At 69.5% G+C, this 17529-nt stretch carries 12 protein-coding genes; all 12 read left to right on the top strand.

Translation table 11 applies throughout. The features are described 5' to 3' along the window. The first annotated feature begins 470 nt into the window (after nucleotides 1–470). The 12 genes from ACFHYQ_RS23035 (at nucleotide 471) to ACFHYQ_RS22980 (ending at nucleotide 17342) form a co-directional block, all read left to right on the top strand. Nucleotides 471–635 (top strand): hypothetical protein, encoded by a 165-nt coding sequence (locus tag ACFHYQ_RS23035; RefSeq protein ID WP_394303211.1) that lies wholly within the window; start codon nucleotides 471–473, stop codon nucleotides 633–635. A gap of 111 nt (nucleotides 636–746) precedes the next feature. Continuing rightward, a complete protein-coding gene (locus ACFHYQ_RS23030) occupies nucleotides 747–1007 on the top strand; it encodes a hypothetical protein (protein WP_394303210.1) in 261 nt (86 codons plus the stop codon). Nucleotides 1008–1214: 207 nt separating this feature from the next. Then, nucleotides 1215–3047: an AfsR/SARP family transcriptional regulator gene (locus tag ACFHYQ_RS23025; RefSeq protein WP_394303209.1), complete on the top strand. Its 1833-nt coding sequence runs from the start codon at nucleotides 1215–1217 to the stop codon at nucleotides 3045–3047. 5 nt (nucleotides 3048–3052) lie between these two features. Beyond that, complete coding sequence (locus tag ACFHYQ_RS23020; RefSeq protein ID WP_394303208.1) at nucleotides 3053–5254, top strand: TOMM precursor leader peptide-binding protein; 2202 nt, start codon at nucleotides 3053–3055, stop codon at nucleotides 5252–5254. Beyond that, nucleotides 5241–7175 (top strand): TOMM precursor leader peptide-binding protein, encoded by a 1935-nt coding sequence (locus tag ACFHYQ_RS23015; protein WP_394303207.1) that lies wholly within the window; start codon nucleotides 5241–5243, stop codon nucleotides 7173–7175. The genes ACFHYQ_RS23020 and ACFHYQ_RS23015 overlap by 14 nt, the downstream gene beginning before the upstream one ends. Nucleotides 7176–7190: 15 nt before the next feature. Further along, on the top strand, nucleotides 7191–8765 hold the full coding sequence (locus ACFHYQ_RS23010; RefSeq protein ID WP_394303206.1) for a nitroreductase family protein: 1575 nt from the start codon (nucleotides 7191–7193) through the stop codon (nucleotides 8763–8765). A 4-nt stretch (nucleotides 8766–8769) separates the two neighbouring features. After that, nucleotides 8770–11478, top strand: a complete 2709-nt coding sequence (locus tag ACFHYQ_RS23005; RefSeq protein WP_394303205.1) for a lantibiotic dehydratase — start codon at nucleotides 8770–8772, stop codon at nucleotides 11476–11478. Further along, nucleotides 11475–12506, top strand: coding sequence for a lantibiotic dehydratase C-terminal domain-containing protein (locus ACFHYQ_RS23000; RefSeq protein ID WP_394303204.1), 1032 nt, complete (start codon nucleotides 11475–11477; stop codon nucleotides 12504–12506). Before ACFHYQ_RS23005 ends, ACFHYQ_RS23000 begins: the two co-directional genes overlap by 4 nt. Beyond that, nucleotides 12503–13645, top strand: a complete 1143-nt coding sequence (locus tag ACFHYQ_RS22995) for a site-2 protease family protein (RefSeq protein ID WP_394303203.1) — start codon at nucleotides 12503–12505, stop codon at nucleotides 13643–13645. The genes ACFHYQ_RS23000 and ACFHYQ_RS22995 overlap by 4 nt, the downstream gene beginning before the upstream one ends. A 21-nt stretch (nucleotides 13646–13666) precedes the next feature. Next, complete coding sequence (locus ACFHYQ_RS22990; RefSeq protein WP_394303202.1) at nucleotides 13667–14575, top strand: ABC transporter ATP-binding protein; 909 nt, start codon at nucleotides 13667–13669, stop codon at nucleotides 14573–14575. Between the two features lie 23 nt (nucleotides 14576–14598). Next, the gene (locus ACFHYQ_RS22985; RefSeq protein WP_394303201.1) at nucleotides 14599–15354 is read left to right on the top strand and encodes an ABC transporter permease; all 756 of its coding nucleotides are present in this window, start codon (nucleotides 14599–14601) and stop codon (nucleotides 15352–15354) included. Further along, nucleotides 15351–17342, top strand: coding sequence for a TOMM precursor leader peptide-binding protein (locus ACFHYQ_RS22980; protein ID WP_394303200.1), 1992 nt, complete (start codon nucleotides 15351–15353; stop codon nucleotides 17340–17342). The genes ACFHYQ_RS22985 and ACFHYQ_RS22980 overlap by 4 nt, the downstream gene beginning before the upstream one ends. Nucleotides 17343–17529 lie beyond the last annotated feature (187 nt).

The following is a 17529-nucleotide window of genomic DNA, read 5'->3' as shown; positions in this document are numbered from 1 at the left end:
ACCGGCTCCGATCCGGGCACTGCCCGCTCTCGGCGGCCCCCTTCTCCCAGCGGAAACCTCCGCGGGGTGAAGGGGGCCGCCGGGCGTTTCCCGCCGGTACGAAAAGGCGTGTGCTCTGCTGGGTGAACCGCAGGTACGCGACTACAGAAAACAACGAACCCGCGGCTCCGCGTAGTGGTTTTCGGCAAGTCGTGTCACTGCGCTTTCGGGCTCACCTGCGGAACTCTTCCGGCAGGCCCCCGCCAGGTCGCCGGTAGGGCCGATCCCGGAGACGCCGGCGGGCACCTCTCGGCTGGACAAACTCGAGTCGACAGGATTCCTGGCCTGCTTAGGTCACAACCGCTTGGTGCCATGCCCTAGCTCTTCTCGGCCCGCAGCCAGGCTGCAATCCTCGTCTCATCGCCTCACGACAGCGGCAAACGGGCAAGGCGAAAACAGAGGAACTTCTGAAGCAGCCTAAGGAGAAGACAATGAGCATCTACCGCTTCGTTCGAAACCTTTCCGCGATTTCTCTCCTCGCCACTCTCGCCGTGATCGGAGTCGGCTCCGCCGCCGCGTACGCCTCGGCTCCGCCGTCTGTTGTGAAAGTCGTCCATGCCTCCTCGGGCCACTGGGACAGCACCTCCTGGGACTGACACTCTCGTTAGGAAGGTGTAGAACTTGCCACCCAGGCGAGCATCATGTACGTAATCACGGCTCGGCTTCTCCCACCTGGACCAGTGCACACCGCACCTGACCCCGGCCGGATGAGCGAGATCCTTCCCATCGGGGACGGCCGCTCCGGAAAAGACACCCCGCTGAGGCATGTTTACTCGCGTGGCGACGGCACGGGTATCTCCCTGGTGCTCTACATCCACTCGGAAAACCTCTTCCAGGCAGAGGCGAGCGCCCGCGAACTACTCGAGCAGGCGATAGACACCAGCGAATCTCTGACCGGCTGGACGATCGCTCACTGTGCGGCCGACCTGATATCGCAAGCCATGGATCGGATCATCGGATCCCTCTAGCGCCTGGTGGACGACAGAGAGTTCCGGCCTCTCCGAACGAATCATCTGGACAGATGCCATGACTACCCCAACGTTTCCCGTCCCCAATACGAGCTCCAGCCAATTCCCCGTCCCCTTGCGCCCAGCCCTCCTGCGCCCGCGCGAAGAGGAAAAGACGAACGTTCCCCGTCTCCGTCACTGTCCCTGTCCCTGTGTGAGGGAGAGAAGATGACGCGGTTTCAGCTCCTCGGACCGCTGAGCATCGTGGCCGGATCGGACTCCGTCGTGCTCCCACCGTCCAAACCGACCATCCTGCTGGCCACGCTTCTGCTGCACGCCAACGGCGTGGTCTCCGCCGACTACCTGCAGGAGGCCATCTGGGGGGAAGAACAGCCGGCCACCGCCAAGGCCGCGCTGCAGACCTGCGTGATGCGACTGCGACAGTTGTTCGCCCGGCATGGAGTGACCCAGACACCCATTGAGGCGGTGCCCGGCGGCTACCGGATCACCGCGGGGACCCGATCCCTCGATCTGATCGGCTTCCGCGAGCAGGTGCGCCGCGCCGCCGCGGCCGCGGAGCCGGAGATCGAGCTGTACATGCTCAAGGACGCGCTGTCCCTGTGGCAGGGCCCGCTGCTGGCGAACGTCCCCTCCGACATCCTGCGCCGGGACGAGGTGCCCCGGCTGACGGAGGAGCGGCTGCGGACGGTCGAGCGCGTCTGCGATCTGGAGCTGATGCTGGGACGGTGCGGAGACGTGCTGGTCGAGCTGTGGAGCGTGACCCGCACGCATCCCGGCCATGAGCGGTTCCACGAGCAGCTGATCGAGGCGCTGTACCGGACCGGTCGGCAGAGCGAGGCGCTGGCGGAGTACCGGCGGGTCAAGACGTATCTGCTCGACGAACTCGGGGTGGACCCGTCGCCGTCGCTACAGCACCTGGAGCGCGCCATCCTGCGGGGAGAACGTCTCGGACCACCGGACGTCGGACATCGGGGCGCCGGACATCGGGGCGTCGGACATCCGGGCGTCGGACACCCAGGCGCCGGACACCCGAACGTCGAACATCGCGAAACCGTGCGAGCCGCCACGCCGCACCACGCCTCCCCGATGTTGCCGGTTCCGCTCGTGCCTTCCTTCACGGGCCGGTCGATCGAGATCGACGCCATGGTGGAGCGACTGAGAACACCATGCGACCAAGCAGTGATCCTGGTGGTGTCCGGGGCGCCGGGCATCGGCAAGTCGGCGCTCGCTCACCACGTCGCCCACCTGGTCCGCGACAGTTTCCCGGCCGGCCAGGTGCTGGTCCCGATGGGCCGTGCGGAGGGAATCCCCCGCACGGCCGCGGAAACGGCCGCCGACGTGGTGACGGCATTGCGGGACCGGCGGACGAGCGGCCGTTTGCTGCTCATCCTCGACGACGTGGCCGACGCCGAGCAGGTACGCCCGTTGCTCCCCGTCGGGCCGGAAGGCGCCGTCATCGTCACCAGCCGGATGGGGCTCGCGAGCCTGATCGCCACACATGGCGGATGGGTGCACCGGCTCTCGACCTTCGATGAAGAGGAGTCCCACCAGCTGCTGCGTGCCCTGCTGGGCGCGCAGCGAGTGGAGCGCGAACCCGAGGCCGCACGTGAACTGGCCGAACTATGCGGCCATTTTCCGCTCGCGCTGCGCATCATCGCGGCCCGGCTGCTCACCCGGCCCGCCCTGCGGCTCGCCGAGGCAGTGCGCTGGCTGACCGACGATCCGCTCGCCCGGCTCTCGCTGACGGACTCACCCGCGATCTCGGTCGAGCGGGTGTTCGGCGGTGCGCTGGACCGGCTCGATCCACGCCTCGCCGACGCCTTCTCGGGACTCGGCTCGATCTCCGTCGGCCTCCTCCACGCCCAGGACGTCGCCGCCGAACTGGAGTTGGGGGCGGTCGAGGTGGACGAAGTCCTGGAACTACTGGCCGACGCCGGATTTCTGGAGGACGGGCCGCCCGGCCCGTACCGAATGCACCGCCTCATGCACATGTACGCGCGAAAGATCGCCAAAAGAACTCGATCGACACAGAAGGTGTGACGCACATGACTGACACGGTTACGACATTCGATGAACTCCGCGGCACCCGGCCACGGATCCGCCGGGATGTCCTGTTCACCGAGACCCCCGGAGGCGTGCTCTTCCACAACGCCGACGGCGGCTTCCACCTGACGGGCCGGGCGGCCTACCGCTTCGCCGCGCTCATGGTCCCCCACCTGACCGGAGAGCACTCGCTGGCCGAGATCTGCGCCGGGTTCGGCCCGGCCCAGCAGGCGATGGCCGCCGAGTTGGTCGGCAGCCTGTACGACCGGGGGTTCGCCCGCCACGCGCCCGAACCCTCCGCCGAAGGACCCTCGCTGGACGACGAGGTCGCCCGCCGGTTCGTCGCGCAGATCGCTTACATCGATCACTACGCCGACGACGCGCCCGAGCGCTTCCGGCGTTTCCGGGAGACCGCGGTCGCCGTGCTGGGAGGCGACCAGGTCGCCCGCTGGTGCGCGCTGAGCCTGATCCGCAACGGCTGCGGCCGGATCGGCGTGTCCGGCGACTTCCCGGAGATCGCCGCCGAGGCCGCCGCCCAGGAGCGGGAGGGCTGCCCCGTACAGATCGACACAGTACAGATCAACCGGGTCGAGGCCGGAGTGGACTGGGAGACGCTGGCCGAATACGACATCGTGGTCGTCGCCGGCGCCGGGGCGGAGGCCCGGACCCACCGGCTCCTCTCCGCGGGGGTGCCCGACGGGAAGACTCTCATCCCCGTCTGGACCTTCGGCGAGTACTCCGTCACGGGTCCCCTCACCACTGCCGAGGCCCCCTGCTGCTGGTCCTGTACGGTGCTGCGGCTCGGCGGCAACGTCGAGGCCACGGCGGCGGCCGAACTGTGGAGCGAGGTCGCGGCGGGTACGGCCGGCGCCTCCTCACTTCTGGATGAAGGCCCGCTGTCCGGGCCGGTCGCGGCCATGTCCGGCAACCTGATCGGTTACGAGATCTTCCGCATCGCGACGGGGGCGCTCCCCGCCGAGACCGACGGCCAGGTGCTCATCCAGAACCTGCAGTCGTTGGACGTCGTCGCCGAACCGATCCAGCCGCACCCGCGCTGCCGCCGCTGCGCCGCCCTGTCCACGGCGAACGGACAGGGGCAGCCGGTGCCCGTCTCCCTCGCGCTGCCGGTCACTCCGACCGTGGAAACCGCCCGTGACGCGGAGGCCCTGGTGGAGAACCTCAACCAGGTCAGCGCCGCACTGGTCCGCCCGTATACCGGGATCTTCAGGAGCTACGAGGACGAGGAGATCACCCAGATCCCGTTGAAGATCAGCCAGGTCGAGGTGGCGCTCCGCCCGGGTGTGCGCAGGAAGATCGCCGCCTTCGACGTGCATCATCTGGCGGGGGCGCGGATGCGGGCGCTGTACGCCGCGGCCGAGACCTACGTGGAACACGTGGTCCCGCTGCGGGCCGAGTCCGGCGCGGCCGGGCCCGGCGAGGCGGTGCTCGGCCCCGCCGCGCTGACCACCGGCGGCGTCGAGAAGACCGTCACCGCCTGGGTCACCGCGACCTCGCTGATCACCAAGGAGCCGCTCCGAGTGCCGGCGGCCGCGGTGCGCCCGTTCGGGACGTACAACCGCGATCGGCTGCACCAGGCGACGAGCGCCGGGTCCGGGGCCGGCGCCGGTCCGCAGGAGGCGGCGGGAAGAGGCCTGCTGTCCGCCCTCGCGCACGACGCGCTCATGCGGGCGCTGAGCGGCCGTACCGAGGTGCGCCCCCTGGCCGTCGGCGATGACGATCCGGAGCTGGTCTTCCTGGTCAAGTCGGCGGGCAACCTCGACATCGAGACCGAACTGGTGGATCTCGGCGAACAGCGGCGCTCCTCGGCCCACGTCGTCCTGGCCCGCGAGACGACGGCCGACGGCACCGGACGCTGGGCCCTCGGCGCCGGACTGTCTCAGAGTGAGGCGGCCTGCTCCGCGCTGCGCGATCTGCTGGGGCAGGTGCAGCTCGCCGCCGAGTGCGGTGCCGTCGACATGGGCGACCCGCTGGTGACGGACCTCGCCGCCGGGACGATCGCGATCACCGGTCCCGAACCGGCTGCCGGGGCGGAGACCACCACCTTCGATGCCATTCTCGACCGGCTGCGCGAGGCCGGGCGGGACGCACTGTACGTCGCGACGACCCCGGCAGACCTTCCCGCGGGCGGGATCAGCACGGCCCGGGTCCTGCTCACCGTGGACGGTGCCGATGTCCGCCGCTGACAGCACCGCCATCCTGCTCCGGCGTGAGCTCGACGCCCACGGCGCCGGCGTCGCACTCGACATCGACTCTCTGGGCATCCGCGACGCGTTCGCCGGCGTGGCACCCAGAGGAGGACAGGACGGCAGGCAGGACGGCGGACATGACGACGCCGTGCCCGTACGGTTCTACGGCAGGCACGCGATCGTCGGCCCCTTCCCCGGCGAAACCCAGGGCGGACGCCCCTGCGCCCGATGCCTGGAACGGCGCTGGCAGGCCGTGCGATCCGTCGCGCTGCGCGATGCGCTCGAGCTCGGTTCCGGTACCCGGGCAGCGGGGGAGTCACCGCACGTCACCCCGTTCGGCGCAGCGGCCCTCTCCTCGTTGATCGCCGCTCGGCTCGGCGGCGTCGGGCCCGCGACCGGAGCCTTCCCCGCCGTGCACCTGGTGGATCTGCGGTCGCTGACCATCCGCCGCTATCCGCTGGTCCCCGACCCCGAGTGCCCGCGCTGCGGCAGCCCGGCGCAGGACAGCGCCGAGGCCGCCGTCCTCGATCTGCGGCCCGCTCCCAAACACCGGCCCGGCGGCTTCCGGGTCCGCGATATCGGCACCTACGACCTGCCCGTCGAGGCCTACGCCAACCCGGTGTGCGGCTCACTGGGACAGGCCGTCGTCCAGGACATCACCTCGCTGTCCACCTCGGCCACCGTGGGCTGCTTCTCGATGCGCTCGGGCGAATATCTGCGCGAGACGTTCTGGGGCGGCCACGCCGACACCTTCGCGCAGAGTGTCCGAATCGGCGTCCTGGAGGGCCTGGAGCGGTACGCGGGCATGCGCTCACGTGCCAAGCAGGCCGAGGTGCGGGATTCCTTGAACGGCCTGCTCGGGCAGGGGGTTCGCGCCCTCGATCCTCGCGGGTCCGGGCTGTACTCACCGGAGTTCCACCGAGCCAACCCGCGGGTCACGCCGTTCTCCCCGGATCGTGAGATTCCCTGGGTGTGGGGCTACTCCCTGCGTGATCAAGCGCCCGTCCTGGTCCCCGAGGTGCTGACCTACTACCACGCTCCGGGGCTGGAGAACCGTTTCGTCCAGGAGTCCTCCAACGGCTGCGCCTCCGGCGGAAGCCTGGAGGAGGCCATCTACTTCGGGCTCATGGAGGTCGTCGAACGGGACGCCTTCCTGATCTCCTGGTACGGGCGGGCCGCGCTGCCCGAGATCGACCCGCGCACCAGCACCCGCCGGTCGACCCGCGAGATGGTCGACCGGTTGGAGATGTACGGCTACGAGGCCCGGTTCTTCGACACCCGGATCTCCTTCCCCATCCCCGTCGTCACCGGCGTCGCGGTGCGGCCCGACGGCGGCCTGGGCCGGATGTGCTTCGGCGCGGGCGCCGGTCTCGATCCCGAAGCCGCGCTGGCCGGAGCCCTCTGCGAGATCGCTACCGACGCCGTCAACCTCCAGGAGCGTACGGAACGCGACGAACAGCGGCTGCGCGCCATGGCCCACGACTTCGACAAGGTCGCGGCCCTGCACGATCACCCGTTGGCGTACGGCATTCCGGAGATGGGGGACCACGCCCATTTCCTGATCGGCGAACCGGGCGTATCCCGGCCGTCCCCGCGGTCCTTCGCCGACCTGTACGGCGACGGCTCCGTCCTGCCCGTCTCCGACGACCTGCGCGACGACCTGATGCGCTGTGTCGACACGGTGACGGCCGCCGGCTTCGACGTGATCGTCGTCGACCAGACCATGCCCGAGCAACGCGACCTGGGACTGACCACGGTCAGCGTCATCGTGCCGGGGTTGCTGCCGATCGACTTCGGCTGGACGCGGCAGCGCGCGCTGGGGATGCCGCGGCTGCGCACCGCGCTACGCGAGGCCGGGCTGCGCGACCGCGATCTGGTCCCCGCGGACTTCAACCCCGCACCCCACCCCTTCCCCTGACCTGAGGAGCTCACCATGGGATACGCCCATGACTACGCCGCTGCGATCATGCAGCGCGGCCGGGTCTACATGGAGCCCGTTGATTACGTGCCGAACTGGGCAGATGGGCCGCGCAAGACCAAGTTCTATCCCGGCGTGGACAGCATGCCGCTGCCCGACTGCCCCTACCCCGCCGACGCCACCCTGGAGAAGGGGCTGTACGGCGCCCCGGACGAGGATCGGCCGTTCGATCTCACCGCTCTGGCGGGCATGCTTCGCGACTCCTACGGGCTGACCGGCCGCCGGCTGGGCGTCCAGGCCAACACCGACCTGAGAGCCCTTCCCTTCTATCCACTCGCCAACTGGTCGCGGGGCACCGCATCCGGCGGCGGCCTCTATCCCGTGCAGATCTACTGGGTGTCCGGGCCGGCAGGACCCGTACCGCCGGGAGTCCACTACTACGCCACCCGCCGTCACACCATGCAGCGCCTGCTGACCGGCGACGTCACCGGTGAGGTCCGCGCGGCGCTGGGCGAGGGCGCGCCCGGTCCGGCCACCGACCAGTATCTGGTGCTCGGCGTCAAGTACTGGCAGAACGCCTTCAAGTACAACAGCTTCTCCTTCCACGCGGTGAGCATGGACGTGGGCACCGCCCTGCAGAGCTGGCGGATGTGGGCACAGGCCCGTGGTCTGACCGTCGAACCCGCCCTCTGGTTCGACGAAGAGCGCCTCGCCCGGCTGCTGGGCGTGCGTACCGAGGAGGAGGGCGTCTTCGCGGTCGTCCCGCTGCGCTGGACGGGCACGCCGCCCGCTCCCTCCGTCCCGGCCACCGCCCGCGTCCGGCGTGCGGACGTCGAGCGCTCCCGCACCGTTCTGACCTTCGACGCCGTGCGGAAGATGCAGGCGGCCACCGCCCAGAACGCGACGGCCCGTCCCGATGTGAACGCACTCGTCCCGGCCGCCGCGCCACCCGCCCGCCACGACCGGACCGAGGTCGCCCTCCCCGCCGCCCGGCCGCTGAGCACCGATGTGCGGCGGGCGCTGCGCCGCCGCCGCAGCAGCTTCGGCCGTTTCGAAGCGCAGCGCCCGCTGCGGGCCGACCAGCTGGCCGCCACCCTCGCGGCGGCCGTCGCCGGGGCACGTCTCGGCGGTGACACCGGCGACGTGCGGCTGGCGAAGCTGTACGCCTTCGTCAACCACGTGGAGGGAGTGGCCCCCGGCAGTTACGAATACGACCCCGAGACACGCGGCCTGCGGTTGGTCAAGGAGGGCGGCCCCGGAGCCTTCCTGCAGAAGAACTACTTCCTGTCCAACTACAACCTGGAGCAGGCCGGGGCGGTCCTGGTGCCCACCGTGCGCACCGGCGCCGTCCTGGACGCCGTCGGAGACCGCGGCTACCGGCTGGTCAACGCGACCATCGGAGCCGTCTCCCAAGCCGTCTACACCGCCGCTTCCGCGCTGGAGATCGGCTGTGGCGTGGCGCTGGGCTTCGACAACATCTCCTACATCGAGGAGCTCGGCCTCGAGGAAACGGGGGAGGCCCCCCTGCTGATCATGATGATCGGCAACGAGCGACCCGCTCCTGCCGACTTCCGGTACGAGATCGCCTGAGCCGATGAGCACAGCGAAGGAGAAGGTCGCCATGCCGTTCATGCTTCGGGCAGCCGGACTCCCCGTCGAGACCGTGCGCGAGTTGCGCTGCCCCGACAGCCGCCGATGGGCCGACGACGTCCTCGACCTGGCGGATACCTCGCGCGTCACGGGCGAAACCGTCGCCGACCTGTTACACGCCCTCATCGGCGAGAACGACGATGAGAGCTGCCGGCGCACCCTGCTCAAGCTGCGCCGGGAGGTGTTCAACAACCGCCTTCCCAAGGACGCCGAAACCGTCCTCGCCCTGGTGTCCGATCTCGATCCGGCGGCGGGCCGCGCTCTCGCCGACTGGCTGACCGCCCGCCGGCTGCTGGCCGACCGCCAGGCCGAGGGCGCCGGACTGCTCGCCGCGGAGACCGGCCGCAGCCGGCTGGCTCTGTGCCGTCTGGCGGGCGAGAAGCGACTGCGCGGCGGGCTGCCGCTGGCCTCGCCGTCCTTGGACGCGCAGGTGGACGCGTACGCGCGCCTGACCGCTGCCGACCCGGAAGCGCGACCGGACAAGAAACGGCGCAAGATAGAGCGTTCGCTGCTGTCCTACCTGTACCGGACGGCATGCAAGACCAGCCCGTTCTCCACCTTCACCGGTGTCGCGCTGGGAGAGTTCACCGAGGACCCTGAGCGGCCGGAGCGGCCGGGCCTGCGGACGGAACTCGCCGAAGAGTGGGACGGATACGCGCGCATCAATGTCGTCGCCCTCGGGCGGCTCGCCGAAGCGGTGATCGCCGATCCCGCCCGCCGCGCCGATCTCCCCGTCGCCCTCGCCTCCGGCTGGGGACGGGACGCCGACCAGGTTCGGTATGTACGACGCTGGGTGACCGCGGGAGACGAGGACACCGCCGTCACCTTCGACGCGATCAAGGATCGCCTGTTCTTCCTCCGGCGCAGCGGCACCCTGGAACGGCTGCTCGGCCTCTTCGAGCAGCGCGGGACTCTCCGCTACGGGGAGCTGACCACCTGGCTCGTCGACGACCAGAACGCCGACGCGGAGGAGTGCGAGCAGTACCTGCAGACCTTGCTGGACCTCGGCATGGTGCAGGTTCCGTGCCTGCGAACCGAGGTGCACCACGAAGATCCGCTGCGTGCCTTCCAGGCGGCGCTGAGAGACATCGACCGGCCCTGGGCCGACGCCCTCGCCACGCGGTTGGACGCACTCGCCTCCTGCGTCGACCGGTTCGTGAGCGCGGACCCGGCCGAGCGGCGCGGACTCCTGGAGGAACTGCGAACCGAGCTGCGGACCATCCAGGAAGAACTGGGCGCAGAACAGGGCAAGGTCCCGCAGACGGTGCTGTACGAGGATGCGGCCGCACGAGGAACCGTTTCGCTGAGCGCCCGTGCCTGGGCCGAGCTGGCGGCGGAACCGCTGCGCGCCGTGGAGCGGCTCCTGCCCGCTTTCGACCTCACACTGCCACAGAGGATCTTGTTCAAAGGGTTCTTCCTCGCCCGTTACGGGCGCGGCGGACACTGCGGCGACCTGCTCAAACTGGTCCACGACTTCCACGAGGACTTCTTCGACCAGTACATGTCGTTCACCGCCGGGCGTACCGCCTTCGACGCCGAGGGGCGATACGTGCCGGAGGAGAACTGGCTGGGGCTGCCCGAGTTGAAGGCTCTCGACACCGCGCGCCTGGCCTTCGTGGAACGGATGCGGGCGCTGTGGGACGCGACGGGCGGACGGGAGGAGATCGCCCTGGACGACGACTTCATCTCCGACGTCGCCGGCGAACTCGACCCCGTCACACCGCGCTTCGCGCCGATGAGCCATCATCTGCAGGTCGCGGACCGTGCCGGGGATCCGCTGATCGTCCTCAACCGGTCGTACGGCGGGCTGTCCTTCCCCTTCAGCCGCTTCACCCACTGTTTCGACGGTCTCGACGACCGGCTGCTCGAGCAGTCGACCGAGATCTGCCCGAAGGACGCCGTCTTCGCGGAGGTCACCGGCGGGCCGGTGACCACCAATCTGAACCTGCACGGCCGGCTGACCGAATACGAGATCGTCGGACCGGGCGAAACGGGCACCCTGGCACCGGAGTTCCAGCTTCGTCTCGACGACCTGTTCATCGAGCACGACGAGCAGGAGGACCGGCTGGTGCTCTGCTCGACCCGGCTCGGCCGCGAGGTCATCCCCGTCTATCTCGGCTATCTGGTGCCGCTGGCCCTGCCAGAACTGCCCCGCGCGCTGCTGCTGCTCTCCCCGACCTCGATGGCCCCGCTCAACATCTGGGGCGGCATCCCCGAGGGGGAGCCGACAGAGGGAGTGACCTCCAGGCCGCGAGTGCGTCACGGCAGCATCGTGCTGAGCCGGCGCAGCTGGAGCGCCCCGATCTCCGCACTGCCGATCCAGACGCCGGGCGGCTCCGACGCGGACTGGTTCCTGGGCTGGCATCGCTTCCGCAGAACGCACCGCCTGCCCGGTCAGGTCTTCGCGACCGTTTCGGACAGCGGCGCCCGCGGCGCGACCGGAGCCAAACCGCAGTACGTGGACTTCGACAGCCCGCTGTCGCTGGCGGCGTTCGAGGCACTGATCAAGAGTGACCAGGCCCGGGTGGTCTTCCGGGAGATGCTGCCCGACGAGGACGGACTGCACGTGCGCTCCGAACGCGGCCACCACGTCGCCGAACTGGCCGTGGAAACACCTCCCACCGCCCTCTCCCGGAAGGAGAACGCCTCATGACCACGGCCGTCGCGACCACAGCCCCCTGGCAGGCGACCCACATCTTCTACGCGGCCAACCCGCGCCCCCTGCTCCTCGACTGCGTCCGCCCGCTGGTCGCGGAACTGGAGGCGGACGGGCTGCTCGCCAACTACTTCTTCATCAACTACTGGCTGGAGGGGCCGCATGTCCGCCTGCGCGTCAAGCCCTCCTCTCCCGAGGCCGGCCCCGAGGTGCGCCGCCGCACCGAGCGGGCCATCGACGCCTTCCTGGCCGAGCGTCCCGCGTTGTACGAGGTGGACGCGGGTTTCCTCAACGACTTCTACAACAGCCTGTTCGAGATCGAGTTTCCCGGCAGCGAACGCGATCCCTATCTCGACGAGCAGGGCCGGATGAACCTGCGCGCCAACAACTCCCGCAGCGCCGAGCCGTACGAGCCCGAGTACGGCAAATACGGCGGCGTCGCGGGCATCGACCTGGCCGAGTGGCACTTCCGGCACTCGAGCGACCTGGTCATCGACGCCTTCCGCACGAAGAACCTGCACCTGCGCACGGTTCTGCTGGGCACCTCCGCGCAGCTGATGATGGTGATGGCCGCGACGTTCCTGCCCGACAGGGAAGAGCTGATCTCCTACCTCGACAGCTACTACGAGTTCTGGCATCGGGCCTTCCCCGGCACCGGCTTCATCGGCAGCACCGAATACGACCGTAACTACGCCCAGCTGGCGCCGGAGCTGGCCGCCCGGTTCACCCACATCCGAGCCGCCGTCGCCGCCGGGGAGCCGGACCGGCTGCCCACGTCTCTCGCCGACTGGGCCGTGCACTGCTCGCAGCTGCGAGACCGGGCGCAGACCCTGGCACTCGCCGGAGAGCTGGTGTTCCGATCCTGGGACGGCGAGCGAGACGAACAGATCACCGATCCGTCCCTGGCCCTGCCGCGGCTGCTCTCCCCCTACATGCACATGACCAACAACCGGCTGCACGTCACCATTCGCGACGAGGCCTACCTTTCGCATGTGCTGGGCCGCTGCCTGCGGGAGCTGGGATGACCACCGCGGTCACGATGCCCGCCGCCTATCGTCCCGCCCTGCGCGAGGGAGTGCTGGTCAGCGAAGCACTGCTGCGCGACGCCACGATCGTGCATCTGATCAAGGACACCGGCAGCGGGGCGTCCTTCCGGATCGGCGTCAGGGAACACTTCCTGATCTCCCGGATGGACGGCGAGCGCAGCCTGGCGGAGATCTCCGACGAATACGCCCTGGCCAGCGGACACCCCCTCGCGGAAACCGCCTGGCAGCAGATCCTCGCGCTGCTGGGCAGCCGGGGGCTGCTGGCCGGAACCCCGGCCGCGTCGGCTACGGCGTCGTCGTCTACGGCCGCGTCATCGACGGCCGGGGCGAGTCCGCAGCCCGCACGTTCGCCGCTGCGCGGGAGCATCCGCCTGGTCGCCGACGCCGACGCGACGATCGCGCGGCTGCACCGGGCCATCGGGTTCCTGCTGGCTCCCGCCTGGCTGGCGCCGCTCCTCATCATGATCGCGATCATGGAGGTCGCCCTCGTCCTGCACGCCGGGGAACTCGTCGACGCCACATGGGAACTGTTCCACCAGCCGGTGCTCCTCACCGGAGTGGCCTGCCTGCTGTGGCTGAGCACCGCCCTGCATGAACTCGCCCACGGCGTGGCCGCCCGCCACCACGGCGGGCACGTCGCCGAAATCGGATTACGCTGGCGGCTCCCTCTTGTGATCATGTATTGCACGGTCGACGACTACATGTACCTGGGGACCCGCCGCCAGCGCATCGCCATCGCCGCCGCCGGGGCGATGATGAACCTGCTCTTCCTCCTGCCCTTCTTCGCCGTATGGGTGTTCGCTCCCGTCGACGCCGCCACCCGCGAGGCTCTGTCGGGCCTGCTGTTCCTCGGCAGCGTGCATGCCCTGACCATGCTGATCCCCCTCCCTCCCCTCGACGGCTACAAGATCGCCGGCCAGCTGCTGAGCGCCACGGAACTGGCCGCCTCCACCGGCGCCTACCTGAAACTCAGAGCACGACGCGATGCGGCCGCGACCCGCTACCCTCGCCAAGCGAAGATCGCCTACACCGTTTACGGATGGAGCGCACTGCTTGTCCTGAGCGCTCTCGCCGCAGCCCTCTCGGCGATCGTTCACCGTCTTCTGACAGCGGCGTGAGCCGTACAGCCAAGGAGAACCATGTCATCCACCAATCCGGAAGAAGCCGTCGTCATCGACTCCGTACGCAAGCGGTACGGGTCGATCCAGGCGGTGGACGGGATCTCGCTCACCATTCACCGCGGGGAGTTCTTCGGCCTGCTGGGCCCCAACGGAGCGGGCAAGACCACCCTCATCGAGATCATCGAGGGGCAGCGGAAAGCGGACTCCGGCACGGTGTCGGTCCTGGGCTTCCGCCCGGGGCCGCGCAACGTGGACCTGCTTCCCCGGCTGGGGGTGCAGACCCAGGCGTCGGCCTTCTTCGTGCGGCTCACCGCCCGCGAGCACCTGGAGACCGTCGCCGCGCTCTACCGGGCCGACAGGGAGGCCGCACAGCGGGCCCTGGCCCTGGTCGGCCTGACCGAACAGGCGGACATCCGGGTCGAGAACCTCTCGGGCGGGCAGCGTCAGCGCCTGGCCATCGCCGCCGCTCTGGTCCACGACCCAGAGCTGATCTTCCTGGACGAGCCGACCGCCGCCCTCGACCCGCAGGCCCGCCGTTCCCTCTGGCAGGTGCTGCGCGATCTGAAGGGCGCGGGCCGCACCATCGTCTACACCACACACCACCTCGACGAGGCCGAGGCGCTCTGCGACCGGGTCGCCATCGTCATGAACGGGCAGATCCGCGCCCTGGGCAGCCCCGCCCACCTGGTCGCCGAAGCCACCGCCACCACCCAGCTGCTGGTGCCCGCCGGTCGGCTGACGGCGGAGGCCGCCCGGGCCATCCCCGGCGTCCTGAAGGTGACGGAGGAGGCCGACGCCATCGTTCTGGAGACCTCGGACTCCGGTCCCGTCCTGGCCGCCATCGACCAGATCGCCGGACTCCACGGGGTGCGCACCCGCACCGCCAGCCTCGAAGACGTCTACCTCGACCTGACCAACACCCGCTGACCCCGCAGCAAAGGAAACCTCGCATGAGCGCCTACACCGCGTTGAGCCGGGCCGGTTATTACGCCTACGTCCGCGACAAGACCACGCTCTTCTTCACCTTCGCCTTCCCTCTGCTCTTCCTCGTCGTCTTCGGTCTGATCTTCAGTGGCAAGTCCGTCCAGCAGAGCGGCAAGCCGTACATCGACTACATCGCTCCCGGGGTGCTCTCCTGGGGCGTGGCCAACGCCGCCGTCTTCGGCGTGGGTTTCGTGCTGATGCAGTGGCGCCGTGACGATCTGCTGCGGCTGATCCGGATGACCCCGGCACCGCTGACCTCCGTTCTGGGGTCGCGTTACGTGCTGGCCCTGGCCATCGGAGTGGTGCAGAGCGCGCTGTTCGTCGGCATCGCTCTGCTGCCCTTCTTCGGGCTGACGCTGGCCTCCACCTGGCCGCTCGCCCTGGCCGTGCTGGTACTGGGCGTCACCGCGTTCCTCATGGTGGGTGTCATCGTCGGCTCGTTCGCCAGGACACCCGAGGCCGTGGCCGCCGTCGCCAACTGTCTGATGATCCCGATGGCGTTCCTCTCCGGCTCTTTCTTCCCCCTGGACGCCATGCCCGCCTGGATGCAGAGTCTCGCCCACGCGCTGCCGCTGTACTACTTCAACGACGGGGTCTCCGCCGCCCTCACCGGGAGCGGGAGCGGCACCGACATCCTCGTGGACTGCGGCGTCCTCGCGGTCTTCGCCGTCGTCTTCGGCGCGATCGCGCTGAAGACCTTCCGTTGGAGCGACAAGTCATGACGACCATGACGACCATGACGACCACGACGACCACGACGACCATGACGACCGCGACCGGCTCGCCGCTGGACACCGCCCACGCTCAGCTGCAACGGGAACTGGCCGTGCGCCATCGGGGAACCGGCCTGCCCGAGCCGGTGGTGGTGCCGTTGGGTGCCGCCGACACCCTCGGATTCGGACAGGCCGACCCGTACGCCGCGCTCCGTCCCACCGCCACCGTTCACCTCACCTCGCGGGCCGTGCTCATCGGCCCGTGGGGTGGGACGCCGGAGGACACCGCCTGCGGACAGTGCCTGGGCATGCGATGGCAACGCCTGCGCAGCCGCTCCGAGCGCGAAGCGCTCGAGCTCGGATACGAACCGCACGGTGCGACCGCTTGGCCGGTCCTCACCGACTACATCGTGGACGCCGTGTGGGCCGCCTACTGCGCGACGTTCTCGGGCCACCGTCCCGCCCCCGCTTCCTCCTCCACCGCCGATCGCGCGCTGCCCCAGGTCACCAGGGTCGATCTCGCCACCCTGGCGACCGCCACCTTCCCCCTGTTGCCCGAACCGCTGTGCCCCGTCTGCGTGCGCGAACTCCCCGACACGGCCGAATCCGCCCGAATGTCTCTCGGTTCCGTTCCCAAACCGGCCCCGGACAGCTACCGGCTGCGCTCTCTCCAGGAGTATCCGCTCCCGACCGCGGCGCTCGCCAACCCGGTGTGCGGAGCGCTCGGCTCGACCACCTGGATCAACCCCGCCTCCACCACCACCGCCCCGGTCAGCGGAGCTCATTTCGTCCGCGGCTACACGGGGCTGAACGACGTCACCTGGAGCGGACAGGCCAACAATTACGCCACCAGCCGGACCCTGGCCTACCTGGAGGGACTCGAACGGTACGCGGGCACCCATCGCAGACGCGGCACCGCACCCGTCATCGCCTCCTACCGCGACCTGCTCGCGGATGGCCGGCCCGTCCTCAACCCCGCCGACTGCGGTTTCTACACTCCCCAAACTTACGAGGAGGATCATCTCCTCAGCCCGTTCGACCCCGACCGGGAGATTCCCTGGGTCTGGGGTCATTCCCTGCGCGAGGACCGGCCGATTCTGGTCGCGGCCCGTCTCGCCCACTACGGCGCCGGGGTCGACGCCGACAACTTCGTCTTCGAATGCTCCAACGGGTGCGCGACCGGCTCCAGGCTGGAGGAGGCGATCCTCCACGGGCTTCTCGAACTCATCGAACGTGACGCCTTCCTGCTGGCCTGGTACGGGCGTGCGCGTCTCACCGAGATCGACCTCACCACCTGCCAGAGCTCCGCCATCCACAGCATGATCGACAGAGCCGCGCTGCACGGTTACGACGTCCATGCCTTCGACACCCGCATGGACCTGGCCGTCCCCGTCGTCACCGCGCTGGCGGTACGCCGCGATGGCGGTCATGGCACCCTCTCCTTCAGCGCGGCCGCCGGATTCGACCCCGAGACCACCGTCGACGCAGCCCTCTCCGAAGTGCTCACCTATATCCCGCACCTGCCTTACCAGGTCGCCGAACGACACAGTGAGCTGGAGGAGATGGCACAGGATTACCGCAAGGTTCGATACCTGAAGGATCATGCCCAGCTCTATGGGCTGCCGCGGATGGCCGAGCACGCCCGCGAATACCTGCAGCCGGCGGGGATTCGGTCGCTCAGCGAGACGTTCGGCGATTGGGAGCGCGTCCGGCCACGTACCGGAGATCTGCTGGACGATCTGAGGTCGCTCCGCGACGAGTTGACGGGGGCGGGCTTCGACGTCATCGCCGTCGATCAGACCACGCCCGAGCAGTACCGGACAGGTCTGTGCACGGTCACCACCATCGTGCCGGGGTTGCTGCCGATCGACTTCGGGTGGACCCGGCAGCGTGCGCTGCTGATGCCCAGGCTCCGGACCGCTCTGCGGGCCGCCGGCCGCCGTCCCGACGAGCTGCCTGAGGAGGACGTCAAGCGGGTGCCCCATCCGTTCCCCTGATCTCGTGACCGCGTCCACGCCTGCCGCCCGGTAACGGCGGCAGGCTTTTTCGCAGGCTTTTCCGGAGGCCTTTTCGGAGGCCTTTTCGTACCGGCGGGAAACGCCCGGCGGCCCCCTTCACCCCACGGAGGTTTCCGCTGGGAGAAGGGGGCCGCCGAGAGCGGGCAGTGCCCGGATCGGAGCCGGT

This window comes from Sphaerimonospora cavernae (assembly GCF_042435035.1).
Taxonomy (GTDB): domain Bacteria; phylum Actinomycetota; class Actinomycetes; order Streptosporangiales; family Streptosporangiaceae; genus Sphaerimonospora; species Sphaerimonospora cavernae.
This window is presented reverse-complemented; position numbering and strand designations above follow the sequence as displayed.